Source organism: Microbacterium sp. NPDC056569 (assembly GCF_042793475.1).
Classification (GTDB): domain Bacteria; phylum Actinomycetota; class Actinomycetes; order Actinomycetales; family Microbacteriaceae; genus Microbacterium.
On sequence record NZ_JBHTUV010000003.1, the window covers coordinates 33,852 to 57,274 of the forward strand.

Genomic DNA, 23,423 nt, shown 5'->3' on the forward strand with positions numbered 1-23,423 from the left:
CCCGGCCCCTGTGCGTCATTCGTTACGAGGGAGTGTAAGCGCTTGCAGTACACTGGCCGGATGACCTCCGCAGAGACCATCGAGCGCACGGACGCGTTCCTCACCACCGTCGGCGGCGAGTGGTGGCGTACCGCCGTCATCTACCAGATCTACCCCCGCTCCTTCGCGGACGCGTCGGGCGACGGCATCGGCGACCTCCCGGGCATCACGTCGCACCTCGACGACCTCGCGCACCTCGGCATCGACGCGATCTGGCTGAGCCCGTTCCAGCGCTCGCCCCAGAAGGACGCCGGCTACGACGTCAGCGACTACTGCGATGTCGACCCGCTCTTCGGCACCCTGGCCGACTTCGACGACATGCTGGCCGCCGCGCATGAGCGCAGCATCCGTGTCATCGTCGATCTCGTCCCGAACCACTCGTCCGACCAGCACGAGTGGTTCCAGCAGGCCCTCGCCGCGGCGCCGCACAGCGCCGAGCGCGCGCGCTACATGTTCCGCGACGGCAAGGGCCGCAGCGGCGAACTGCCCCCGAACAACTGGGAGTCCGTCTTCGGCGGACCGGCATGGACGCGCGTCGTCGAGGCCGACGGCGAGCCCGGTCAGTGGTACCTGCACCTCTTCGACTCGTCGCAGCCCGACTTCGACTGGTCGAACGAGGAGGTGCGCGAGGAGTTCCGTCGCATCCTGCGCTTCTGGCTCGACCGCGGCGTGGACGGCTTCCGCGTCGACGTCGCCCACGGCCTGGTGAAGGCCGAAGGGCTCCCGGACTACATTCCGGACCCCGAGGCCGGCTCGATGGGCGGCGAGGCGGAGAACGTCCCGTACTGGGGTCAGGACGCCGTGCACGAGGTGTACCGCGACTGGCGCAAGATCCTCGAGGAGTACCGGGGCGACCGCGCCCTCGCCGCCGAGGCGTGGCTGCCCACCGCGGCGCGCACGGCCGAGTGGGTGCGCCACGACGAGATGCACCAGGCGTTCAACTTCCCGTACCTCGAGACGAAGTGGAACGCCGCCGACCTCCGCGCGGTCATCGACGTGTCGCTCGACGCGTTCCCGGGCGTCGGCGCGCCCTCGACGTGGGTCCTCTCGAACCACGACGTCGTGCGCCACGCGTCGCGTCTCGCGCTCACGGCCGAGAACCCGCAGGGTCACGGCATCGGCCCGGACTCCCCCGGTCAGCCGATCCGCGAGGTCGGACTCGCTCGCGCCCGGGCGGCCACGACGCTCATGCTCGCCCTCCCGGGCTCCGCTTACCTCTACCAGGGCGAGGAGCTCGGCCTGCCCGAGGTCATCGACATCCCGGGCGAGGCCCGTCAGGATCCGACGTGGTTCCGCACGAACGGCGAGCGCTACGGCCGCGACGGCTGCCGCGTGCCGATCCCGTGGAACGCGGATGCCCCGGCCTACGGCTTCAACGACACCGGTGCCTCGTGGCTGCCCCAGCCCGCAGAGTGGGCCACGCTCGCCCGCGACGCGCAGTCCGGCGTCGAGGGCTCGACGCTCGAGCTGTACCGCGCGCTCCTCGCGGCGCGCCGGGAACGGGCGCTCGGTGCGGGTTCGCTGGAATGGATCGACGGATACGGAACGGATGCTGTCGCATTCCGCAACGGGAATGTCACCGTCATCGCGAACACGGGTTCCACGCCGATCGCGCTTCCGAGCGGTATCGTGATCGCGTCGAGCGGTCCGGTCATCGACGGGGAGCTCCCGGGCGACACGACGGTCTGGCTCGAGACGGCCTGACACCCGGCAGGGGTCTGGCGCCGCGACGCGCCCGGGCCCTCCTACCCAGAGAGAGCGGTGACGACGTGGTCAGCATCGACGAGGTCGCCCGCGCGGCGGGCGTCTCGACCGCGACCGTCTCGCGCGCGCTGAGCGGGCGCGGCCACGTCTCGGCGGGGGCGAAGGCGAAGGTCGAGGAGGCCGCCAAGAGCCTCGGCTACGTCGTGTCGGCCTCGGCCTCGAGCCTCGCGTCCGGGCGGACCCGCAACATCGGCGTGCTGGTGCCGTTCCTCGATCGCTGGTTCTTCTCCACTGTGCTGAGCGGCATCGCGTCGGCGCTGATGCGCCGCGGCTACGACATCACCCTGTACAGCCTCACCGCCGACCGCGGCGAGCGCCACGACGTCTTCGACACGTTCCTGCGGCGCCAGCGCGTGGACGGCGTCATCGCGATCTCGCTCGAGCTCGGCCAGGAGGAGACCGAGCGGCTCGTCGAGCTCGACCTGCCGGTGATCGCGATCGGCGGCCCCAATCCGCTGCTCACCACCCTCACTGTCGACGACGTCGCGGTCGCACGGCTGGCCACCGAGCACCTGCTCGCTCTCGGCCACCGCCGGATCGCGCACATCGGCGCGAGTCCCGAGTTCGACATCGACTTCCACATCCCCACGCAGCGCCGGCAGGGGTTCGAGCAGGCGCTGGCCGACGCCGGCATCGAGGTCAGTCCGTCGCTGTTCGAGCCCGCCGACTTCACGATCGAGGGCGGGTTCCGCGCCGCGAAGCAGCTGCTGGGCAAGCCCGGCAGCCGGCCGACCGCGATCTTCGCGGCGTCCGACGAGATGGCGATCGGGGCGCTCCTCGCCGCGCGCGAGCTCGGCTACCGGGTCCCCGAAGACCTCTCGGTCATCGGCATCGACGGTCACGAGCTGGGCGAGTTCTTCCGCCTCACCACGGTCGACCAGTTCCCTCTCGGCCAGGGCGAGCGCGCCGCCGACGCCATCCTCGAGGCGCTGGAATCCACGGATGCGGAGACGCCGGTCCATCGGCCCGGTGAGCTGCCCTTCGAGCTCATCGTGAGGGGCTCCACCGCCCGCCTCCCCCAGTAATCCGCTTCCCTCTCCCGTCCTGCTCACCTGTCACGTACCGCCGCCCGCCCAGACACAACGCGACAGGGGAGCTGTGTCCCGCGTTCTGCTCACCTGTCACGAAGGCCTGCCCACGGCGGCACATCGTGACAGGGGAGCTGAGATCGCAGGCCGGTTAGGCTCGACCGCATGACCCTCGACCTCGAAGCGATCTACGTCGATCTGCACCGGCATCCGGAGCTGTCCTTCCAGGAGACGCGCACGGCGGGGGTGATCGCGCAGCACCTCACCGGCCTCGGCATCGAGTTCGAGGAGGGGATCGGCAAGACCGGCGTCGCCGGCGTGATCCGCAACGGCGAGGGTCCGGTCGTCTGGCTGCGCGCCGACATGGACGCGTTGCCGGTGCCCGAGCAGACGGGGCTCGAGTACGCGAGCACGGCGCGCGGCACCGACCCGGCGGGCAACGAGGTTCCGGTCATGCACGCGTGCGGGCATGACATGCATGTGACCGCGCTCCTCGGCGCCCTCGAGCGCCTGGTCGCGACGAAGGACGAGTGGGCCGGCACCATCGTCGCCGTCTTCCAGCCCGCCGAGGAGTACGGTGCCGGCTCGCAGGCGATGATCGCCGACGGCGTGCTCGACCGGTTCCCGAAGCCCGACATCGTGCTCGGCCAGCACGTCACCCCGCTCCCCGCGGGAACCATCGGGGTGCGAAGCGGCACCCAGATGGCGGCGTCCGACGGCATCACCGTCACCCTGCTGGGCCGCGGCGGCCACGGCTCGCGTCCGCAGGCGACGATCGACCCGGTCGTCATGGCCGCGGCCACCGTCATGCGCCTGCAGACGATCGTGTCGCGCGAGGTCGACCCCCGCGACGTCGCGGTCGTGACCGTCGGCTCGATCCACGCCGGCCTCAAGAACAACATCATCCCGGCCGAGGCGAAACTCGAGCTGAGCCTGCGCTACCCCGACGACGAGGCCCGCGCCCGCGTGCTCGAGAAGGTCGAGCGCATCGTGCGCGCCGAGGCGCAGGCCTCGGGCGCCGAGGAGCCCCCGGTCATCGTCACCGACCACACGCTTCCGCCGACGATCAACGACGTGCACGCGACGGCTCGCCTCGTCCTCGCCTTCGACGCGGCGTTCGGCGAGGGCACCGTCATCGACCCCGGCATGTTCACCGGCAGCGAGGACGTCTCGTGGTTCGCCCGTGAGGCCGGCGTGCCGCTGGTCTTCTGGTTCTGGGGCGGGGTCGACCCGACCGCGTTCGCCGAGGCGACCGCCGCCGGCACGGTCGAGCGCGATATCCCGACCAACCACTCACCGTTCTTCGCTCCCGTGCTGCAGCCCACGCTGAGCCGCGGCGTCGAGGCGCTCGTGGTCGCTGCGCGCGAGTTCCTCGCCCAGTCGACGCAGTAGTCGGCAGACGGATGCTGCGGGCCGCAGCATCCGTCCCGCCCGGCGTCCTCGGTGGGCGGGGCTCAGACGGGTTCAGCGGGGTTCGGTGATCGCTCCCGCCCGGGCGTCTTCGGCGTCGAGCAGTCGCTGGAGGCCGACGAAGTCCCGCATCAGGATCCGCGCGAGCACGAACGTCGGCAGCAGGGCGACCAGGCGCAGCCACCCCGCGACGTCGCCGCCGTAGTCGGCGTGCACACGCGTCCCGCCGCCCTCGGCGGAGCACGCGTACTCCACCCGCGAGTTCCACGGCGAGGTCGAATGCCAGACGACGCGCTGGTCGGGCTCGACGACTTCCAGCTCGTCCCAGAACCGAACGCGGAACGGACCGATGATGCGGTCGACGGCGGCCCACCGGCTGCCCACGATCGTGGGGCCGTCGCCGATGCGCTCCCTCACCTCGACCGCGGGCGCCCACGCGGGCCAGGTTCCGGGGTCGGCGAAGTACGGGAAGACGCGGGCGGGCGGATGGTCGAGGTGGACGTCGAGCGTCACTTGTCGCCACATGCCCGTCACCCCATCGCCGGCACGGGGCGGTCCGGGTAGAGCTCGCGCATCGCCCTGTCGTACTGCCGCTTCATGAGCAGCAGGTACAGCAGCCGGATCGGGGCGGGGACGTTCGCGCGCAACCATTCGTCGCGCTCGCCCTCGGGCACGCTCGCGAGCAGCAGGCCGAGCTGGAGCGCCATGATGTCCTTGCCCAGCTCCTTGCGGTGGGCCATGAGCTCCGCGCGGGTGTGCTCCTCCATCCAGTCCCACTCCTGCTGGGACAGGACCGCACCGGCCACCGGCAGGATGTCGTCCTCCTCCTGCCCGAGATGCACGTCGAGGGTGTCGCGCAGATGCTCGATGTCGCCGGCGAACGCATCACGGAGGGCGGGGTCCGCAGTGGCGAGCCAGGGGTCGAGCTGCGGCTCGATCCTGGCGAGGTGGGAGGCGACCTCCGCATGCTGCGCCCGCATCTGGTCGACGTGCAGCGCGCATCCGGGATCGCGCGCGACCAGCTTGTCCCACAGTGCGACGTCTTCGGTGTGGTGATGCATGTGCAGCGCGTAGAAGTCGAGATGCGCGTACCGGCCGACGACCGCGGCGCGTGCGACGTCGCCCGGGGGAACCCCGCGGACGAGCTCGGGCAGCTCGCGGTACAGCCAGCGGAAGATCCTGTGCACGAGGATCAGCCCCGACGTGTCGCAGCCCGGCTGCTGCCCTTCCGGCATGGATCCCGACGAAGGCAGTCTGGTCGCCATATCGCACCCCCGATCTCCGCAGCGCGTCGAACGGCGACGGCCCCAGGCGGTGATCAGCCGGATTCTACTCCCGGGCCGTGGGCCACCGCAGTGCCTGTCCGCGTCGCCGCGCGGCGCCGGGCTCAGCGACCGGGGGCCGAGGCCGAGCCCGGGGGCGCAGCATCCGGTTCCTCCAGTTCCCGCGCGTCGGTGAGACGCTGGCCCGAGGCGAGGCCGGGGAGGCCGCGGCACCCGTCGGTCGTGAACACCAGCAGGATCGACACCGCCGCGAACACCGAGGCCACGAAGGTCCAGGCGCCGGGGAGCGCGTTCAGCACGAGGTAGCCGCCGATGCCCGTGATGAAGCGGAGGAAGCGCGCGAGCCCGACCGGGAGCGGCCCACCGGTGAAGCGGAGCTGCACGGCGTGGTCGCCGACCGTGCCGCCGGTGCCGAGCGTGACGACGAGCCAGACGACGATCGGCACGCCCGAGCCGACGAGGCTCGCCGCCGACCCGTCGCGCACCGCCGCCTCCGCGCCGAGCAGGTACAGCACGAGCTGCACCGCCACCACGACGGTGAGGCTGAGCACCCAGGCGGCGAGCGCGTCGCAGAGCATTCCGAGCAGGCGCCGGCCGCGGGTGACCGGCTGCGGCCGGTCGGCGTCGGCCAGGCGCGGCGACCCGCGGTAGCGCCGCGGCACGGCGAGCGCGAGCAGCGAGCCGAGCACCGCGCCCAGGGTGTTGGTGAGCAGATCGTCGACGTCGAACACGCGGTAGGCGCAGGGGTAGAGGCCCCACACGCCGGTGAGCTGCGTGACCTCGACGAAGCCCGACAGGGCGGCACCCACGACGAGGGCCGTGACCACGCCGCGGCCTCCGAGCACGCGGAGGAAGAAGCCGAGCGGCACGAACAGCAGGACGTTCAGCAGCAGCTGCAGCACGGCGGGGTCGGTCGCGGCAGCGCCGCCCCGGCGCACGATGGCGCCGCGGACGTCGTCGGCGATCGCGGTCACGTCGATGTTCACCCCCGCGCACGTGATCGTGTCGGGGTCGGGCAGGGGCAGGAGCGTGTACGTCCAGATCGCCATCACATAGACGAGCGCGGCGCCCCAGAGCACGAATCGGCCGACGCCGAACCCACCGCGCCGACGGTAGCTGAGCGCCACGAAGGGGACGAAGAGCAGCACCCCCACGACCAGCCCGAGGGTGATCGCGAGCACACCCAGGATGATCTGCTCGTCCACGGTACGAGTGTCCCAGAGCGGCACCCGTATGGATTCCGTGAGGATGGTGGCCTGGATGCGTCCTCACGCTCTCCTCGCGAGTAGCGTTACCGGCCGTGACGAACGAAAGCCGCGAGCAGTCGGTGGATGAGGCGCCCATCGCCAAGCGCCTGATCCTCGGCGATCCGCTCGCGTCGACCGACTCGGACGAGCACCTGCTTCCGAAGAAGAGGGCGCTGCCGATCTTCGCCTCCGACGCGCTGTCGTCGGTCGCGTACGCCCCGCAGGAGCTGCTGCTCATCCTGCTGACCGGTGGCCTTGCCTTCCTCGCGTTCGCTCCGTGGGTCGCCGCCGCGGTCATCGTGCTCTTGACCGTCGTGGTCATCAGCTACCGCCAGCTCATCAAGGCGTATCCGTCGGGCGGCGGCGACTACGAGGTCGCGCGCAAGAACCTCGGCGAGATCCCCGGGGTGATCGTGGCGTCCGCACTCCTCGTCGACTACGTGCTCACCGTGGCCGTTTCGGTCGCGTCCGGCGTCGACAACATCATCTCGGCGCTGCCGGCGCTCAACCCGTGGCGCGTCGAGCTCGCGGTGGGTTTCGTCATCCTCATCGTCGTCGTCAACCTGCGCGGTGTGCGCGAGGCGTCGAGCGCCTTCGCGATCCCCACCTACATCTTCATCGGGTCGGTCGGAGTGATGATCGTCGTCGGCCTGTTCCAGATCGTGACGGGCAACCCGCCGGTCGCCTCCAGCGCGCAGTACGGGGTCGAGACGCAGAGCCTCACTCAGGCCGCGGTCATCCTGCTGGTGCTGCGCGCGTTCTCGAGCGGGTGTTCCGCGCTCACGGGCGTCGAGGCCGTCTCGAACGGCGTGCAGGCGTTCCGCCAGCCGAAGGTGCGCAACGCCCAGTCCACCCTCGCCATGATGGGCGGGATCGCGATCGTCCTCTTCGCGGGACTCACGGCGATCGCACTCGTCTCCGGCGTCCACTACGCCGAGAACCCCTGCGACCTCATCGGCTTCGACTGCTCCCACCCGCAGCCGAGCCTCATGGCCCAGGTGTCGTCGGCCGTGTTCGGCATGAACTCGATCCCGTTCTTCATCATCCAGGCGGCGACCGCGGTGGTGCTGCTGCTCGCCGCCAATACGGCGTTCAACGGGTTCCCGCTGCTCGGGTCGGTGCTCGCGCGCGACGGCTACGCGCCGAAGGCGCTCAACACCCGCGGGGACCGCCTCGTGTACTCCAACGGCATGATCATCCTGGGACTCGTCGCCATCGGCGTGCTGATCGTGTACCAGGCGAACCTCACGAATCTGATCCAGCTGTACATCATCGGCGTGTTCGTCTCGTTCACGATCGGCCAGATCGGCATGATCCGGCATTGGCTGCGGGGAATCCGCGGCATCCGAGAACTCCCTGCCGAGGCGCGCCACAGCGCCTCCGCCCGCAGCGAGCTGTTCGGGCTGCGGAAGGGACTCGTGATCAATTCGCTCGGCGCCACGATGACGGCATCCGTGCTCATCATCGTGACGATCACGAAGTTCACGCACGGCGCGTGGCTCGTCTTCCTGGCGATCCCGGTCCTGTCGTTCCTCATGGTGGGCGTGCACCGGTACTACCGCGACGTCGACCACGAGATCGCGATGGACGACCACATCCACTTCGGCTCGACGGGCGATGTCGCCCTCATCCTCGTCAACAAGCTGCAGAAGCCTGTCGTGAAGGCCGTCGACTACGCCCTCGCCGCCAAGCATGACAAGACCTTCGCGGTGCACGTCTCGGTGACCAAGGAGGATGCAGCCGCCCTAGAGGCCGAATGGCGGGAGCACCGGATGCCGATCCCGCTCAAGATCATCGAGTCGCCGTACCGCATGTATGCGAGCCCGATCGCCGAGTTCGTCAGGAAGTACCGCGAGGAGCACGGGTCGTCGGTGGTCACCGTCTACCTGCCGCAGTACATCGTCGGCCATTGGTGGGAGTCGATCCTGCACAACCGGCGCGCGCGCCGCATCGCGCAGCAGCTCATGCTCGTGCACGGCGTCTCGATCACGCTCGTGCCCTGGCTTCTGGATTCCTCCGAGCTCATCTACGGTCGCCGCTCGCGCGCGCTCCCCGGCGATGACCGCGCCGGACGCGCCACCGCCCCCGAGGTGCATCGTGTCGGCCGGCGCGCCATCCGGCCGGCGGGTCCGCCCGCGCCCTCTTCCTCGTCCAATCCGCCCGTTCTCGCCGAGTCCACCCGCGGTGGGCGCTCTGAACCGGGTGGTCTCGACGAGAAGGGGTGGTCTGGGCAGACCGACAGCTGAACCCGGGCGCGGGGTGCCGGGCGCGGCCGCCCCGGGTGGCGGCATCCGGCATACCCTTGAAAGGTGAGCTCTCCCGCACCCGCACCCTCGTCGACCGCGCCACTGGACGCCGCCGCGCTGCGCGACGACTTCCCGATCCTCGGGCAGCGCGTGAATGGCGAGCGGCTCGTGTACCTCGACTCGGGCGCGACGAGCCAGAAGCCGCGGGCGGTCATCGACGCCGAGGTCGACTTCCTCACGCGGGCGAACTCCGCCGTGCACCGCGGGGCCCACACCCTCGCCGCCGAGGCCACCGAGCTCTTCGAGGACGCCCGTGCCGCGGTCGCCGGGTTCGTCGGCGCACCCACCGAGCAGCTCGTGTGGACGAGCGGCGCGACCGCCGGGCTCAACCTCGTCGCGTACGCGATCGGCAACGCCTCGGTCGGGCGTGGCGCCCCCGCCAGCGCGCGCTTCGCTCTGCAGCCCGGCGACGAGATCGTCATCACCGAGTCCGAGCACCACGCGAATCTCATCCCCTGGCAGGAGCTCGCCGCCCGCACCGGCGCGGTGCTGCGCCACATCCCGGTCCGCGATGACGGGACGCTGGACACGGATGCTGCCGCCACCGTCATCGGCGAGCGCACGCGCATCGTCGCGTTCACGCACGTGTCGAACGTGCTGGGCATCGTCAACCCCGTCGACGAGCTCGTCGCGCTCGCGCAGGCGGTCGGCGCGGTGACGGTGCTCGACGCATGCCAGTCCGCGCCGCACCTGCCGCTCGACCTCCCCGCGCTCGGCGTCGACCTCGCCGTGTTCTCCGGGCACAAGATGCTCGGGCCCTACGGCGTCGGAGGCCTCTACGGCCGCGCCGACGTGCTCGAGGCACTGCCGCCGTTCCTCACCGGCGGCTCGATGATCACCACCGTCACCCTCGACGAGGCGTCCTACCTCCCGCCGCCGCAGCGCTTCGAGGCGGGCACGCAGCCGGTGTCGCAGGCGATCGGCCTCGCCGCCGCCGTCCGCTACCTGGACGGCGTCGGCATGGACGCGGTGCACGCGCACGAGAAGTCGCTCGAGGCCCGCATGGGCGAGGGGCTGCGCGCGATCCCCGGCGTGCGCCTGCTCGGCGACGCACCCGGCGCCGAGCGTGTGGGGCTCTGGGCGTTCGACATCGACGGCGTGCACGCGCACGACGTCGGCCAGTTCCTCGACGCCCGCGGCGTGGCCGTGCGAGTCGGGCACCACTGCGCGCAGCCGCTGCACCGCCGCTTCGGGCTGACGGCCTCGGTGCGCGCGTCGTCGTCGCTGTACAACACCGCCGACGACGTCGATGTGTTCCTCGACGCGCTGTCGGGCGTCCGCGCGTTCTTCGGGGCCGGCGCATGAGCGGCCTCGAATCGCTCTATCAGGAGCTCATCCTCGATCACTCCAAGCGCCCGCACGGCAAGGGCCTCGGCGCCGAGGAGGGACGCGTGGCCACCTCCTACCAGCGCAATCCGATCTGCGGCGACGAGATCACCCTGCGCGTGTGCCTGTCCGATGACGGCACGACCGTCGACGAGGTCACGTGGGACGGCGCCGGCTGCTCCATCTCGCAGGCGTCGGCGTCGATGCTCGCCGCGCTGATCGAGGAGGAGGAGCGGATGCCGCGGGCCGAGGCATCCGAGCTCATCGAGGGCTTCCGCGAAGCGCTGCGCTCCCGCGGCGAGATCGCCCTCGACGAAGAGGTCTTCGGCGACGCCGCGGCGCTCTCGGGAGTCTCGAAGTTCACGGCGCGCGTGAAGTGCGCGATGCTCGCGTGGGTCGCCTTCGAGGACGCCACCGCCCGCGCGTGAACGTTCCCGGTCGCCGAGCCTTTCGAAGCGCCCTTCGACAGGCTCAGGGGCCCTCCTCCCCGCCGGCGACGGGATGCGTGCGGTGCACGGTGATGTCGCCGTACCCGGCACGGGCGTAGAGCTCCACCGACGCCTCGCCCTCGACGGGGCCCGCGGCCGCGGAGAGCTCGTTGCGCACGACCCCGTGGCGGCTCGACGCGTCGAGCCATGCCGCCGTGCCGGAGCGGATGCCGAGGTCCACGGCGCCGTAGGAGGCCTCGACCCGCGCGGTGCCGCCGTTGAGGTCGCCGATGCGCACCGGCCCGTACGCGGAGCGCACCGTGAGGGCCGGGCCGGGGTCACCGACGTGCACGACGCCGCTCGACGTCGCGATGTCGGCGACGCCCGAGACCGAGCCGACGTCGATGCCCGCGTCCGATCCCTTGAGACGCAGCGCCCCGTCGACGATGCCGATGCGCGCGCGGCCGGACTTGATGTCCACGTCGGCGTCCCCGCGCACATGCTCGACGCGCAGCTCGCCGTGCCCGAGACCCAGGTCGGCGCGGCCGGTGCGCTCGAGGGTCGCGTCGCCGTAGTCCAGTGCGATGCGCGCCGTGCCCACGGCACCGGCGACGCGGATCGAGCCGTACTTGAGCGCGAGAGAGACGTCCGAGCCGGTGGGGACGCGCACCGACACGTCGACCGAATCGCCCGAGCCGAAGAGGTTGAACCGCACCGGGCCGACGATGCGCAGATCGGACCCCGCCTGCGTCACGCGCACGGCATCGGCGGCGCTCCGGTCGCCCGCGCGGTGCGGGTTCGCTGCGGCGACGTCGACCGCCAGGTCGCGCCGGTGCTCGGCGACGACGTCGATCCGCCCCATCTGCAGCTCGATGCGCACCGCGGCCGGGCCCGACACCGGGAAGGACGGCATCAGCGCACCCAGCCCGTGTAGGCGGAGCTCGAACCGCGCGCCGCCGGGGGCGCGGGTTCGACGGCCGCCGCCACCGCGCGCACGAGCCAGGTGTTCAGCGAGAGACCCTCAGCGGCGGCCGCGGCCTCGGCCCGCGCTTTCAGCGAGTCCGGGAGACGCAGGGTGGTGCGCGCGGTGGCGTCGTCGGGATCATCGGATGCTGCGACCGTGAGCGCGACCGGCCCACTGGGGTTGGCGCCGGCCTCTGCGGCCGGCTCGGGATCGGGACGCGCGACGACGAAGTCGACCTCCCGCCCGCGCAGTCGCAGGTCGACGGACCCGGGCGCGAGCTCGCGCGTGATCTCACCCGCCGCCTCGGACAGCGCCTCGAGGATCGCGAGCCGCGCCGCCGGCTCGAGCGCCGCCGCGAGGCGAGCCGCCACCTCGGCGGTGTCGGGGCCGCCGGCTGCCGCGAGCTGACGCTGAAGCTCCTCGACGTGCGTGGCGATCTGCATGACGTCAGAGTGACATCAAGGTGGTGTCATGTCAACGTTCGTCGAGCGAGCGAGGAACGAGCGAGACGACACACCCCGGACCGGCGAGCAACACCGGCCCGCGCCACCGCACGCGTCAGGGACCCGTGAGCGTCGGGCGGGACGGCGTTCGGATTCCGTGAGGATCGGGAAAGCGGGATCCGTCCCGGAGTTGCATCGAGTCCGCACCTGAACCGCACCTCTCCAGGAGACCCCGTGCTCGATGTCATCTACCTCGCTCTGACGCTCGCTCTGTTCGCGCTCGTCGGACTCGTCGCCCGGGCGGTGGAGAAGCTGTGATCGTCTTCTCCCTGCTCGGCGCCGTCCTCGGCCTCGCCGCGATCGTCTACCTCGTCGTCGCGCTCGTGAAGCCGGAGAAGTTCTGATGGATGCCGCCACCGTGTGGGCCGGCATCCTGCAGATCGCGACGGTCGTCCTGATCCTCGCGCTGTTGTACCGGCCTCTGGGCGACTGGATCGCCCGCACCTACACCGCCGAGAAGGACCGGCGCGTGGAGCGCGGCATGTACCGCCTCGTCGGCGTCGACCCGAGCTCGGAGCAGACGTGGCAGGCGTACCTGCGCGGCGTGCTGGCGTTCTCGGCCGTCGGCGTGCTGTTCGTCTACGCGCTGCAGCGGTTCCAGGCGGTACTGCCGTACTCGCTGGGCCTGTCCGCCGTGCCGGAGGGCCTCGCGTTCAACACCGCGGTGTCGTTCGTGACCAACACCAACTGGCAGTCGTACTCCCCCGAGCTGACGATGGGCTACACCGTGCAGCTCGCCGGCCTCGCGGTCCAGAACTTCGTGTCGGCGGCCGTCGGCATCGCCGTCGCGGTCGCCCTCGTGCGCGGATTCGCGCGTCGCGGATCCGCGACGATCGGCAACTTCTGGGTCGATCTCACCCGCGGTCTCACGCGGCTGCTGCTGCCGCTCGCCGTCGTCTCGGCGATCGCGCTCGTGATCGCGGGCGTCGTGCAGAACTTCAGCGGGTTCGTCGATGTCGGCACCGTCGCGGGCGGCACGCAGTCGATCCCCGGCGGACCGGTCGCGTCGCAGGAGGCCATCAAGCTACTGGGCACCAACGGCGGCGGCGTCTTCAACGCGAACTCGGCGCACCCGTTCGAGAATCCGACGCCGTGGTCGAACGTGCTCGAGATCCTCTTGATCCTCGCGATCCCGGTCGCACTTCCTCGGGCGTTCGGCCGGATGGTGGGCGACGATCGACAGGGCTACGCGATCCTCGCCGTCATGAGCACGATCGCCGTCGCGTCGATCACCGCGGTGACGTGGCTGGAGTCGCTCGGGCTCGGCACCGCGCCGCAGCTCGCCGGCGCCGCGATGGAGGGCAAGGAGGTGCGCTACGGCATCTGGGGCTCGACCCTCTTCGCCGGCGCGACCACGCTCACCAGCACCGGAGCCGTCAACTCGATGCACGACTCGTACACGGCGCTGGGCGGCATGATCCCGATGGTCAACATGATGCTCGGCGAGGTCGCCCCCGGCGGCGTCGGCTCCGGCCTCTACGGCATGCTCGTGCTCGCCGTCATCGCGGTGTTCGTCGGCGGACTGCTGGTCGGCCGCACCCCCGAGTACCTCGGCAAGAAGATCGGGCCGACCCAGATCAAGCTCGCGAGCCTCTACATCCTGGTGACCCCCGCGCTCGTGCTCGCGGGCACGGCGCTGAGCTTCGGCATCCCGGCGATCCGCTCCGACATGGAGGCGACGTCCATCTGGAATCCCGGCGTCCACGGCCTCGGCGAGGTGCTCTACGCCCTCACCTCGGCCGCCAACAACAACGGCTCGGCCTTCGCCGGACTCACCGCGAACACCCCATGGCTCAACACGGCCCTGGGTGTCGCGATGCTGCTCGGCCGGTTCCTCCCGATCGTGCTGGTGCTCGCCCTGGCCGGTTCGCTCGCTGCTCAGACGCCCGTGCCCTCGACGGCCGGCACTCTGCCCACCCACCGACCGCAGTTCGTCGGCCTCCTCGCCGTCGTCGCGGTCGTCATCACCGCACTCACCTACTTCCCCGTTCTCACGCTGGGTCCCCTGGCGGAAGGGCTCGTCTGATCCATGTCCACTGACGTTTCGTCTCGCTCCGCACGCTCAACGACCGGGGAGGTCCAGCCGACCGCTCGCCTCGTCGCCCGCAGCGCCTCGCCGAACCCTCCGAAGCCGTCGTCCCGCGCGTTCAGCGCGGCCCAGCTCTGGGCGGCTGTCCCCGGTGCACTGCGCAAGCTCAACCCCGCGGCCCTCTGGCGCAACCCGGTCATGTTCCTGGTGTGGGTGGGCGCCGCCCTCACCACCGTGATCGCGATCGCCGAGCCGTTCCTCGGCGGTCCCGAGGACTCCGGCGGCACCCCCGTGCCGTTCGGCTTCACGTGGGGCATCGCGGTCTGGTTGTGGCTCACCGTGCTGTTCGCGAACCTCGCCGAATCGGTGGCCGAAGGCCGCGGCAAGGCCCAGGCCGCGTCGCTGCGCAAGACCCGCACCTCGGCGATGGCGCGTCGCGTCACCTCCTATGACGGAGTCACGGATGCTGCCGCCGACCGCTCCGAGACGGTCGAGGTCGCCTCGTCCGAGCTCACGCTCGGCGACGTCGTGATCGTGTCGGCGGGCGAGCTGATCCCGGGCGACGGCGACATCGTCGCGGGCATCGCGACCGTCGACGAATCGGCGATCACGGGAGAGTCGGCGCCGGTCGTGCGCGAGTCGGGCGGAGACCGCTCGGCCGTCACCGGCGGCACGCGCGTGCTCTCGGACCGCATCGTCGTGCTCATCACCTCGAAGCCCGGCGAGACGTTCGTCGACCGCATGATCGCGCTCGTCGAGGGTGCCGCCCGCCAGAAGACGCCCAACGAGATCGCGCTGAACATCCTGCTCGCGAGCCTGTCGATCGTCTTCGTCATCGTCGTCCTCACCCTCAACCCCATCGCGTCGTACGCCGCGTCGCCCGTGAGCATCCCCGTGCTGATCGCACTGCTCGTCTGCCTGATCCCGACGACGATCGGGGCTCTGCTGTCGGCCATCGGCATCGCCGGCATGGACCGCCTCGTGCAGCGCAACGTGCTCGCGCTGTCGGGCCGTGCCGTCGAGGCGGCGGGCGACGTCACGACGCTCCTCCTCGACAAGACCGGCACGATCACCTACGGCAACCGCCAGGCCTCGGACTTCGTCGCGATGCCGGGCGTCGGCGACGACGAGCTCGCCCGAGCCGCCGCACTGTCATCGCTCGCCGACCCCACCCCCGAGGGCGTCTCGGTCGTCGAGCTGGCGGCAGCCCGCAGCATCCGTGTCACCGAACCCGCCGGCTCCGTCGTCGTGCCCTTCACGGCCCAGACGCGCATGAGCGGCGTCGACCTCGCGGACGGCACGCAGGTGCGCAAGGGCGCCGGGTCCGCCGTGATCGCGTGGCTCGCAGCATCCGGATCCGACGTCCCCACCGCGACGCGCGCACACCTGACCGACGAGACGGACGCCATCGCGCAGTCGGGCGGCACCCCGCTCGTGGTCGCCGCGCTCGATCCGGCCGGCGAGGGCCGCGTGCTCGGTGTCATCCACCTCAAGGACATCGTCAAGGACGGCCTGCGCGAACGGTTCGACGAGCTGCGCGCGATGGGCATCCGCACGGTCATGATCACGGGCGACAACCCGCTCACGGCCGCGGCGATCGCGAAGGAGGCGGGCGTTGACGACTACCTCGCCGAGGCGACCCCGGAGGACAAGCTCGCGCTGATTCGCAAGGAGCAGGACGGCGGCAACCTCGTCGCGATGACCGGCGACGGCACCAACGACGCCCCCGCACTCGCGCAGGCCGACGTCGGCGTCGCGATGAACACCGGCACGTCGGCCGCCAAGGAGGCCGGCAACATGGTAGACCTCGACTCCGACCCGACGAAGCTCATCGACATCGTGCGCATCGGCAAGCAGCTGCTGATCACGCGCGGCGCGCTCACCACCTTCTCGCTGGCCAACGACATCGCGAAGTACTTCGCGATCATCCCCGCGATGTTCATGGGGGTCTTCCCCGGCCTCGCGGCCCTGAACGTCATGCAGCTCTCGTCGCCGGCGTCGGCGGTCACGAGCGCGATCATCTTCAACGCGGTGATCATCGTGATCCTCATCCCGCTCGCGCTGCGGGGCGTGAGGTACCGCGCGGCGAGCGCGTCGCAGATCCTCAGCCGCAACCTGCTCGTGTACGGGCTCGGCGGCGTGGTCGCCCCCTTCATCGGCATCAAGCTCATCGACCTCGTCGTGAGCCTCATCCCCGGCTTCTGACCCCCTCCGGAGACGCACATGTCCACCACCCGCTCGACCGTCCGCACCACCGGCGTCGCCGTCCGCGCGATGCTCGTCCTCACCCTCGTCCTCGGCGTCGGCTACACGATGCTCGTCACCGGCATCGGCCAGCTCGCCCTCCCCTGGCAGGCCAACGGCTCGCTCGTGCAGAACGCGAGCGGCGACACCGTCGGGTCGGCCCTCATCGGGCAGTCCTTCACGGATGCCTCGGGCGCGGCGCTTCCGCAGTACTTCCAGTCGCGTCCCTCCGCAGCCGGCGACGGGTACGACGGCGGGGCGTCGAGCGGCTCGAACCTCGGCCCCGAGAACCCCGACCTCGCGTCGGCCATCGCGGAGCGCAAGGCCGCGATCGCCGAGCTCGAGGGCGTGGACCCGTCGCAGGTGCCCGCCGATGCGGTGACCGCATCGGGCTCGGGACTCGACCCGCACATCAGCCCCGCGTACGCGCTGCTCCAGGTGCCCCGTGTCGCTGCGGCACGGGGGCTCTCCGAGTCCGAGGTGCGCGCCGTCGTCGAGTCGCACCTCCAGCAGCGCGACCTCGGCTACCTCGGCGAGCCGCGCGTGAACGTCGTCGAGCTCAACCTCGCCCTCGACGCCCTCAGGTCTTGACCGTGCCCAGGGCTGCAGCATCCGTCCCCCTCCTGCTCACCTGTCGCAGAACCCAGCCCCGCCCGCTCACCTGTCGCGAAGTGCTGGCCCTGGCGACACATCGGGACAGGCGAGCAGGAAGACCCACGGTCGCAGAACCCGGCCCCGCCGCTCACCTGTCGCAAAGTGCCGGCCCTGGCGACACATCAGGACAGGCGAGCAGGAAGACCCACGGCCGCAGAACCCGGCCCCGCCCGCACACCTGTCGCAAAGTGCCGGCCCTGGCGACACATCAGGACAGGCGAGCAGGAAGACCCACGGTCGCAGAACCCGGCCCCGCCCGCACACCTGTCGCGAAGTGCTGGGCCTGGCGACACATCGGGACAGGGGAGCAGAAATGGGCGCGCGCCGCGGGCCATTGCGGAGACATAGGGTGAGCACGTGAAGCGGGGCAAGCTGCGGGTGCTGCTCGGCGCGGCGCCCGGCGTCGGCAAGACGTACGAGATGCTCGAAGAGGGGCGCCGCCTCGCCGACGACGGGCGCGACGTCGTGATCGCCGTGGTCGAGACGCACGGGCGCGCCGCCACCGCCGCGCTCATGGGCGGGCTGCCCGCCGTGCCCCGCACGGTGGTGTCGCACCGCGGCGTCGAGCTCAGCGACATGGACCTCGAGGGCGTGCTCGAGCGCAGCCCGGAGATCGCCCTCGTCGACGAGCTGGCCCATACGAACGCCCCGGGCCTGAGGCACCCGAAGCGCTGGCAGGACGTCGCCGACCTGCTCGACGCCGGCATCGACGTCATCACGACGGTGAACGTCCAGCACATCGAGTCGCTCGGCGGTGTCGTCGAGCAGATCACGGGCGTCGCACAGCGCGAGACGGTTCCGGATGCCGTCGTGCGCGACGCCGACCAGATCGAGGTCGTCGACCTCTCGCCGCAGTCGCTGCGCGACCGCCTCTCAGCCGGGCTCGTCTACCCGGCGGAGCGGATCGACGCGGCGCTCTCGAACTACTTCCGGCTCGGCAACCTCACGGCCCTCCGCGAACTCGCACTGCTGTGGCTCGCCGACGAGGTCGACAGCGCCCTGAAGTCCTACCGGGCGGAGCACGGGATCGAGGGCGCGTGGCAGGCGCGGGAGCGCGTGGTCATCGCCCTCACCGGCGGCTCCGAGGGCGAGACCCTCCTGCGCCGAGGCGCCCGCATCGCGGCGCGCTCCGCCGGCGGCGAGCTGCTGGCGGTGCACGTGTCGAGCCAGGACGGCCTGCGCTCGGGCGACCCCGGAGCCCTCGCCGCGCAGCGTGCGCTCGTCGAATCCCTCGGCGGCACCTACCACCAGGTCGTCGGCGACGACATCCCGCGCGCGCTCGTGGAGTTCGCCCGCTCGGTGAACGCGACGCAGCTCGTCATCGGCGTGAGCCGTCGCGGGCGCCTCGCGACGCTCTTCACCGGCCCCGGCATCGGGGCGACGGTGATCCGCGAGTCGGGCGACATCGACGTGCACATCGTCACGCACGACGCGGCGGGCGATCGGTTCCCTCTGCCGCGCGTGACCGGGGGCGCACTGAGCGTGCGCCGACGGGTGCTCGGGTTCGCGCTCGCGCTCATCGGCGGACCGCTCCTGACCTGGCTGCTGGTGTCGATCCGCAGTGAGGAGACCATCACCAGCGACGTGCTCGCCTACCAGCTGCTCGTGGTGCTCGTCTCGCTCGTCGGCGGCATCTGGCCTGCGGTCTTCGCGGCCGTGATGTCGGGAGTGACCCTCAACTACTTCTTCGTGGCGCCCTATTACACGGTGTCCGTCGCCGATCCGCGCAACGTGTGGGCGCTCATCCTCTACGTCGTGATCGCCGTGCTCGTGAGCTTCATCGTCGACCGCGCCGCGCGTGCGGCGCGGTCCGCCCGGCGCGCCGAGGCCGAGGCCGAGCTGCTCGCGAACGTCGCAGGGAGCGTGCTGCGGGGCGAATCCGCCGTTCCCGCGCTCATCAGCCGCACGCGCGAATCGCTCGGGCTCGCGGGCGTGCGCCTCGTCGACGCCGACGGCACGGTCGTCGCGACCGACGGCGAACCCGTGCGCGACGGCCGGTACGAGGCCGTCACGGTCGCGCGCCGCAACGGCGGCCCGCCGGCGATGCTCGAACTGCACGGCCATGTCCTCGACGCCTCCGAGCGCCGGCTCATCGACGCCGTGGCGGCCCAGCTCTCCGCCGCCCTCGAGCACACCGACCTCACCGCCACCGCGCGGCAGGCCGGAGCGCTGGCCGAGACCGACCAGGTGCGCAGCGCGCTGCTGTCGGCGGTGAGTCACGACCTGCGCCGCCCGCTCGCGGCCGCGGTCGCCGCCGTCGGCGGTCTCCGGGCGGCCGAGCCCAACCTGTCGCGCGCGGACCGGCAGGAGCTGATCGCGACGGCCGACGAGTCGCTCACGACGCTGTCGGCCCTCGTCACCGACCTGCTCGACGTCAGCCGCGTGCAGGCGGGCGTGCTCGCGGTGTCGCTGCAGCCCGTCGACAGTGCCGGCGTCGTGCTGGCCGCGCTCGACGAGCTCGGCGGCGGTCCGGACCGCTTCGAGCTCGCCCTCGATCCCGATCTCCCCCTCGTCGAGGCCGACCCGGTGCTGCTGCAGCGGGTGCTCGTGAACGTGCTCGCGAATGCCGCGCGGCACTCGCCGGCGGGTTCGCGCGTGCGCGTCGCGACGAGCCGCCTCGGCGGCACCGCCGAGATCCGCGTCGTCGACCACGGCACCGGAGTCTCCCCCGAGCGCCGCGACGACATGTTCGTGCCGTTCCAGCGGCTGGGCGACACCGACAACACAGCCGGCCTCGGGCTGGGACTCGCCCTGTCGAAGGGGTTCACCGAGGGCATGGGCGGTACGCTCGCCCCCGAAGACACCCCCGGAGGAGGCCTGACGATGGTCATCGCGCTGCCGGTTGCGGATGCGATCGCCGCCGACGAGAGGTCGCTCCCATGAAGGTGCTGATCGCCGACGACGATCCTCAGCTCGTCCGGGCGCTGCGCATCACCCTCGCCGCGCACGGCTACGAGGTCATCGCCGCACCCGACGGCGCCGCGGCGATCGCCCTCGCCGCCAAGGAGCATCCCGACATCGTGATGGTGGACCTCGGGATGCCGCGCCTCGACGGCGTGCAGGTCATCGAGGCGCTGCGGGGCTGGACCACGGCTCCGATCATCGTCGTCTCGGGCCGCACCGGCTCCGCCGACAAGGTCGAGTCGCTGGACGCCGGCGCCGACGACTACGTCACGAAGCCGTTCCAGATCGACGAGCTGCTCGCACGGCTCCGAGCCCTCTCGCGACGCGTGACCGCAGCATCCGGAGCCCCCGTCGTCACGTTCGGCGACGTCGTCGTGGATCTGTCGACGAAGACTGTGACGCGTTCCGGCGAGCGCGTGCACCTGACGCCGACGGAGTGGAAGATCCTCGAGTTCCTCGCGCGCAACCCCGGTTCGCTCGTGACGCGGCAGGCGCTGCTCAAAGACATCTGGGGCACCGAGCAGGTCGCCGACACCGGCTACCTGCGGCTCTACATGTCACAGCTGCGCAAGAAGCTCGAGTCCGACCCGGGCAGCCCCGCGCACCTGCTCACCGAATCGGGCATGGGCTACCGCCTCCTCGCCGACACCGCCGCCTGAGCCGCCGCTCCGCGGGGTGCGATACGCGCCGCCGCCGTGCGGCAGGCGACATTCGGAGACGGATGCTGCGACCCGCCGCATCCGCCCCCGCCCGAGAAACCCCGATCCGGTCGAGAAACCACGCAGCGCGTCGTTTGCCCGCGCGTTCCCGGTTTCTCAGCCGAGGCCCTGGCGCTCCTCGCCGGCCGACGGGGCGGCGTCGCCCGCCACGGGCTTCGACGACAGGCCCACCGAACCCGCGCCGGGGTCCTTCGACAGCGCGGCGGCGACGGCGACCGACTCGTCGACGTCGGGGTACTGCGGGCGCAGCTGCACGGGGGTGCGGCGGCGCTGCTCGCGCTTGGCCTTCGAGGCCGCGGCCCACAGGTTGAGGGCCTCGACGAAGATCGCGAAGGCCATCGGGCCGTAGATGAACGCCTTGTCGATGTGGAATCCGAAGCCCTCGGCGATGAGGAAGACGCCGATGAGGAGGAGGAACGACAGCGCCAGCATCTTCACCGTGGGGTGCTTGTTGACGAACGCGAAGATGAAGCGCGACGCGAAGAGCATGATGCCGAACGACAGCACGACGACGGTGATGATGACGACGAGGTTCGTGGTCATGCCGACGGCGGTGATGACCGAGTCGAGCGAGAACACCAGGTCGAGCACCAGGATCTGCGCGATCACCGAGCCGAAGGTGACAGCCTTGCGTCCGCCCCCGCCGTGCTCCTCCTCGGCGCCCTCGAGCTTGTGGTGGATCTCCGTCACCGCTTTGTAGACGAGGAACAGTCCACCGGCGATGAGGATGATGTCCTTCCACGAGAAGCCCAGCTCGCCGATGAAGAACACCTCCTCCTTCAGCGTGATGATCCAGCCGGCGAAGAGCACGAGCACGACGCGCATGAGCATCGCCAGCGTGAGGCCGAGGTTGCGGGCCTTGGCCTGCTGCTCCTTGGGGAGCTTGGACGCGAGGATCGAGATGAAGATGACGTTGTCGACGCCGAGCACGACCTCGAGGACGAACAGCGTCAGGAACACGGCGATCAGATCGGGCGTGAAAGCGAAGGAGAAGTCCACGGGTACAGAATACGGACGAAGATCCGGATGCCGCGGGCCGCAGCATCCGGATCACCGATGTGGTATCTGTCAGGCGCGGGTCTCGATCAGGCGCGCCATCTTGTCGAGGCACTGCTCGAGGCCTCCGCGCGACATGTCGCGCGCTTCGACGGTCAGGTACCCGTGCTCGACCATGTCGAGGCGGGTGCGCCCGTCGCCGAGGTCTGTGAGCGTCACCTCGTGGCGGCTGTCCTCCGTCGTCGCGCCGGGCACGCCTGCCTCCGCCGGCGTGATCACGTTCCCGTTCTCGTCGCAGAAGCGCATGAGGTAGCGCAGCGTGGTCGGGGCCTCGACCTCGGTGATGTCCCACCGGTTGTGGTAGTCGGCGCCACCCCATTCCGCCGGTGCCCGCATCGTGACGAGGATCGCGCCGCCGACCCGGATGTCAGCGTCTGCGCGCGGGCACGTGAACCCTTCCGGTCCCCACCACTCCCGCAGGTCCGACGGCGTGGTCCAGGCGGCCCACACCCGCTCGATCGGCGCATCGAAGTCGCGGGTCACCACGACGTCGAATCTCGGCGCCATCGCTTCCTCCGCATCCATCGGCCCGCCGGCTCACACGCCCGCGAGCACGCCCTCGAGGCGGCCGTAGCTGGCCTCCATGCCGTCGGTCATGCCGGTGGCGAGGACGATGTCGCGCGTCTCCTTGTCGGGGTACTCGATGAGGAGCGTGATGAGTGTGGCGCCGTCCTCCTCGTACAGGCTCAGGTCGTTGAGCGTCGACGGGTAGTCGGTGCCCGTCATGTGCTCGGTGGTGACGGCGCGGCGCGGCGCCTCGGAGAGCACGGTCTCGCCGTCGAACCCGAAGGTCTCGCCCTCGGTGTCCCCGACGGGCTCCCACTCGTAGCGATATTTGCCGCCCACGGACGGGTCGACCTCGCACACCGACATGCGCCAGCCATCGGGGCCGAGCATCCACTTCTCGAGCAACTCGGGCTCCTGGTGGGCGCGCCACACGAGGTCGATCGGGCCTTCGATGAGCCGGGTGATGCGCACGTGGGTGTCGTCGAGGATCTCGGTCTGCGTCCCCTTGCCGGCGGAGTAGGCGCGAAGCCCTTCGAGCACGCGGTCCAGCTGGTTGATCGCCATCGTCGAGCCCTCGACCGCGCCGAAGTCGACGACCTGCTGGAGGGCGTCGGCCGACGCGAAGTGCGACACGTTGACCATGCGCGAGCCGGTCTCGGTCGGCTCGAACGTGAAGACCACGCGCATGACGGGCATGCCCTCGAGCGGGGCGCCGTCCTCGTTGGCGAAGTTGTCGAGCACCGTGAAGCTGCGGGGTGCGTCGATGTCGAGGAACTCCCACGAGCCGTAGGACTTCTCGCCCTGCGGGCTCGTCATGTAATACACGGCCCTGCCGCCGACCTCGAGGTCGAAGGTCGGGAAGCTCGCCGGCCAGCCGGGAGGGCCCCAGAACCGCTCGAGCTGCCGCGGATCGGTGAAGGCCTGCCACAGCCTCTCGACCGGGGCGGCGAAGTCGGCCGTGAGCGTCAAGGTGAGCGCTTCGGCATCGGTGGTGACGTCGGTGACGGGCATC

The 23,423-nt window shown here is 71.0% G+C and carries 20 protein-coding genes; 12 read left to right on the forward strand and 8 right to left on the reverse strand.

Annotation, left to right across the window (positions count from 1 at the left end; genetic code table 11):
• Nucleotides 1-60: 60 nt before the first annotated feature.
• The 3 genes from ACFQ7C_RS04475 (at nucleotide 61) to ACFQ7C_RS04485 (ending at nucleotide 4,223) form a co-directional block, all read left to right on the forward strand.
• A complete protein-coding gene (locus tag ACFQ7C_RS04475) occupies nucleotides 61-1,743 on the forward strand; it encodes an alpha-amylase family glycosyl hydrolase (protein WP_378898319.1) in 1,683 nt (560 codons plus the stop codon).
• 65 nt (nucleotides 1,744-1,808) lie between these two features.
• Nucleotides 1,809-2,828, forward strand: coding sequence for a LacI family DNA-binding transcriptional regulator (locus ACFQ7C_RS04480; RefSeq protein ID WP_378898320.1), 1,020 nt, complete (start codon nucleotides 1,809-1,811; stop codon nucleotides 2,826-2,828).
• Nucleotides 2,829-2,996: 168 nt separating this feature from the next.
• Nucleotides 2,997-4,223, forward strand: coding sequence for an amidohydrolase (locus tag ACFQ7C_RS04485; RefSeq protein ID WP_378898321.1), 1,227 nt, complete (start codon nucleotides 2,997-2,999; stop codon nucleotides 4,221-4,223).
• A 72-nt stretch (nucleotides 4,224-4,295) separates the two neighbouring features.
• On the opposite strand, the gene ACFQ7C_RS04490 is transcribed toward ACFQ7C_RS04485, so the two are convergent.
• From ACFQ7C_RS04490 to ACFQ7C_RS04500, 3 genes are all read right to left on the reverse strand, one after another.
• Nucleotides 4,296-4,766, reverse strand: a complete 471-nt coding sequence (locus ACFQ7C_RS04490) for an SRPBCC family protein (protein WP_378898322.1) — start codon at nucleotides 4,764-4,766, stop codon at nucleotides 4,296-4,298.
• A gap of 5 nt (nucleotides 4,767-4,771) precedes the next feature.
• Entirely contained in the window at nucleotides 4,772-5,506 is a 735-nt protein-coding gene (locus ACFQ7C_RS04495) for a hemerythrin domain-containing protein (RefSeq protein ID WP_378898323.1), read from the reverse strand.
• Nucleotides 5,507-5,628: 122 nt separating this feature from the next.
• The gene (locus ACFQ7C_RS04500) at nucleotides 5,629-6,729 is read right to left on the reverse strand and encodes a VanZ family protein (RefSeq protein ID WP_378898324.1); all 1,101 of its coding nucleotides are present in this window, start codon (nucleotides 6,727-6,729) and stop codon (nucleotides 5,629-5,631) included.
• A gap of 95 nt (nucleotides 6,730-6,824) precedes the next feature.
• On the opposite strand from ACFQ7C_RS04500, the gene ACFQ7C_RS04505 reads away from it, so the two are divergent.
• The 3 genes from ACFQ7C_RS04505 to sufU all read left to right on the forward strand — a co-directional run bounded on the left by ACFQ7C_RS04505 (nucleotide 6,825) and on the right by sufU (nucleotide 10,831).
• Nucleotides 6,825-9,017, forward strand: coding sequence for an APC family permease (locus ACFQ7C_RS04505; protein WP_378898325.1), 2,193 nt, complete (start codon nucleotides 6,825-6,827; stop codon nucleotides 9,015-9,017).
• A gap of 63 nt (nucleotides 9,018-9,080) precedes the next feature.
• On the forward strand, nucleotides 9,081-10,382 hold the full coding sequence (locus ACFQ7C_RS04510) for a cysteine desulfurase (protein ID WP_378898326.1): 1,302 nt from the start codon (nucleotides 9,081-9,083) through the stop codon (nucleotides 10,380-10,382).
• On the forward strand, nucleotides 10,379-10,831 hold the full coding sequence (sufU, locus tag ACFQ7C_RS04515; RefSeq protein ID WP_378898327.1) for a Fe-S cluster assembly sulfur transfer protein SufU: 453 nt from the start codon (nucleotides 10,379-10,381) through the stop codon (nucleotides 10,829-10,831). Before ACFQ7C_RS04510 ends, sufU begins: the two co-directional genes overlap by 4 nt.
• Before the next feature lie 43 nt (nucleotides 10,832-10,874).
• On the opposite strand, the gene ACFQ7C_RS04520 is transcribed toward sufU, so the two are convergent.
• Both ACFQ7C_RS04520 and ACFQ7C_RS04525 read right to left on the reverse strand, forming a co-directional pair.
• Nucleotides 10,875-11,744, reverse strand: coding sequence for a DUF4097 domain-containing protein (locus tag ACFQ7C_RS04520; protein WP_378898328.1), 870 nt, complete (start codon nucleotides 11,742-11,744; stop codon nucleotides 10,875-10,877).
• Nucleotides 11,744-12,238, reverse strand: coding sequence for a toxin-antitoxin system HicB family antitoxin (locus tag ACFQ7C_RS04525; RefSeq protein WP_378898329.1), 495 nt, complete (start codon nucleotides 12,236-12,238; stop codon nucleotides 11,744-11,746). Before ACFQ7C_RS04525 ends, ACFQ7C_RS04520 begins: the two co-directional genes overlap by 1 nt.
• A 314-nt stretch (nucleotides 12,239-12,552) precedes the next feature.
• Here ACFQ7C_RS04525 and ACFQ7C_RS04530 point away from each other — a divergent pair, with 314 nt between their 5' ends.
• The 6 genes from ACFQ7C_RS04530 to ACFQ7C_RS04555 all read left to right on the forward strand — a co-directional run bounded on the left by ACFQ7C_RS04530 (nucleotide 12,553) and on the right by ACFQ7C_RS04555 (nucleotide 20,788).
• The gene (locus ACFQ7C_RS04530) at nucleotides 12,553-12,642 is read left to right on the forward strand and encodes a potassium-transporting ATPase subunit F (protein ID WP_378898330.1); all 90 of its coding nucleotides are present in this window, start codon (nucleotides 12,553-12,555) and stop codon (nucleotides 12,640-12,642) included.
• Nucleotides 12,642-14,324, forward strand: a complete 1,683-nt coding sequence (gene kdpA, locus ACFQ7C_RS04535) for a potassium-transporting ATPase subunit KdpA (protein WP_378898331.1) — start codon at nucleotides 12,642-12,644, stop codon at nucleotides 14,322-14,324. The genes ACFQ7C_RS04530 and kdpA overlap by 1 nt, the downstream gene beginning before the upstream one ends.
• Before the next feature lie 3 nt (nucleotides 14,325-14,327).
• A complete protein-coding gene (gene kdpB, locus ACFQ7C_RS04540) occupies nucleotides 14,328-16,532 on the forward strand; it encodes a potassium-transporting ATPase subunit KdpB (protein ID WP_378898332.1) in 2,205 nt (734 codons plus the stop codon).
• Nucleotides 16,533-16,550: 18 nt separating this feature from the next.
• On the forward strand, nucleotides 16,551-17,162 hold the full coding sequence (kdpC, locus tag ACFQ7C_RS04545; protein ID WP_378898333.1) for a potassium-transporting ATPase subunit KdpC: 612 nt from the start codon (nucleotides 16,551-16,553) through the stop codon (nucleotides 17,160-17,162).
• A 420-nt stretch (nucleotides 17,163-17,582) separates the two neighbouring features.
• Nucleotides 17,583-20,108 carry a DUF4118 domain-containing protein gene (locus tag ACFQ7C_RS04550; RefSeq protein ID WP_378898334.1) on the forward strand — a complete coding sequence of 842 codons (2,526 nt, stop codon included), beginning with the start codon at nucleotides 17,583-17,585 and terminating at the stop codon, nucleotides 20,106-20,108.
• Nucleotides 20,105-20,788, forward strand: coding sequence for a response regulator (locus ACFQ7C_RS04555; RefSeq protein ID WP_378898335.1), 684 nt, complete (start codon nucleotides 20,105-20,107; stop codon nucleotides 20,786-20,788). Before ACFQ7C_RS04550 ends, ACFQ7C_RS04555 begins: the two co-directional genes overlap by 4 nt.
• 156 nt (nucleotides 20,789-20,944) lie before the next feature.
• Here the strand turns inward: ACFQ7C_RS04555 and ACFQ7C_RS04560 are convergent, their stop codons facing one another.
• From ACFQ7C_RS04560 to ACFQ7C_RS04570, 3 genes are all read right to left on the reverse strand, one after another.
• Entirely contained in the window at nucleotides 20,945-21,847 is a 903-nt protein-coding gene (locus ACFQ7C_RS04560; protein WP_378898336.1) for a TerC family protein, read from the reverse strand.
• 69 nt (nucleotides 21,848-21,916) lie between these two features.
• A complete protein-coding gene (locus tag ACFQ7C_RS04565) occupies nucleotides 21,917-22,411 on the reverse strand; it encodes an SRPBCC domain-containing protein (RefSeq protein ID WP_378898337.1) in 495 nt (164 codons plus the stop codon).
• 30 nt (nucleotides 22,412-22,441) lie between these two features.
• Complete coding sequence (locus ACFQ7C_RS04570; protein WP_378898338.1) at nucleotides 22,442-23,422, reverse strand: SRPBCC domain-containing protein; 981 nt, start codon at nucleotides 23,420-23,422, stop codon at nucleotides 22,442-22,444.
• Between the last annotated feature and the right edge of the window lies 1 nt (nucleotide 23,423).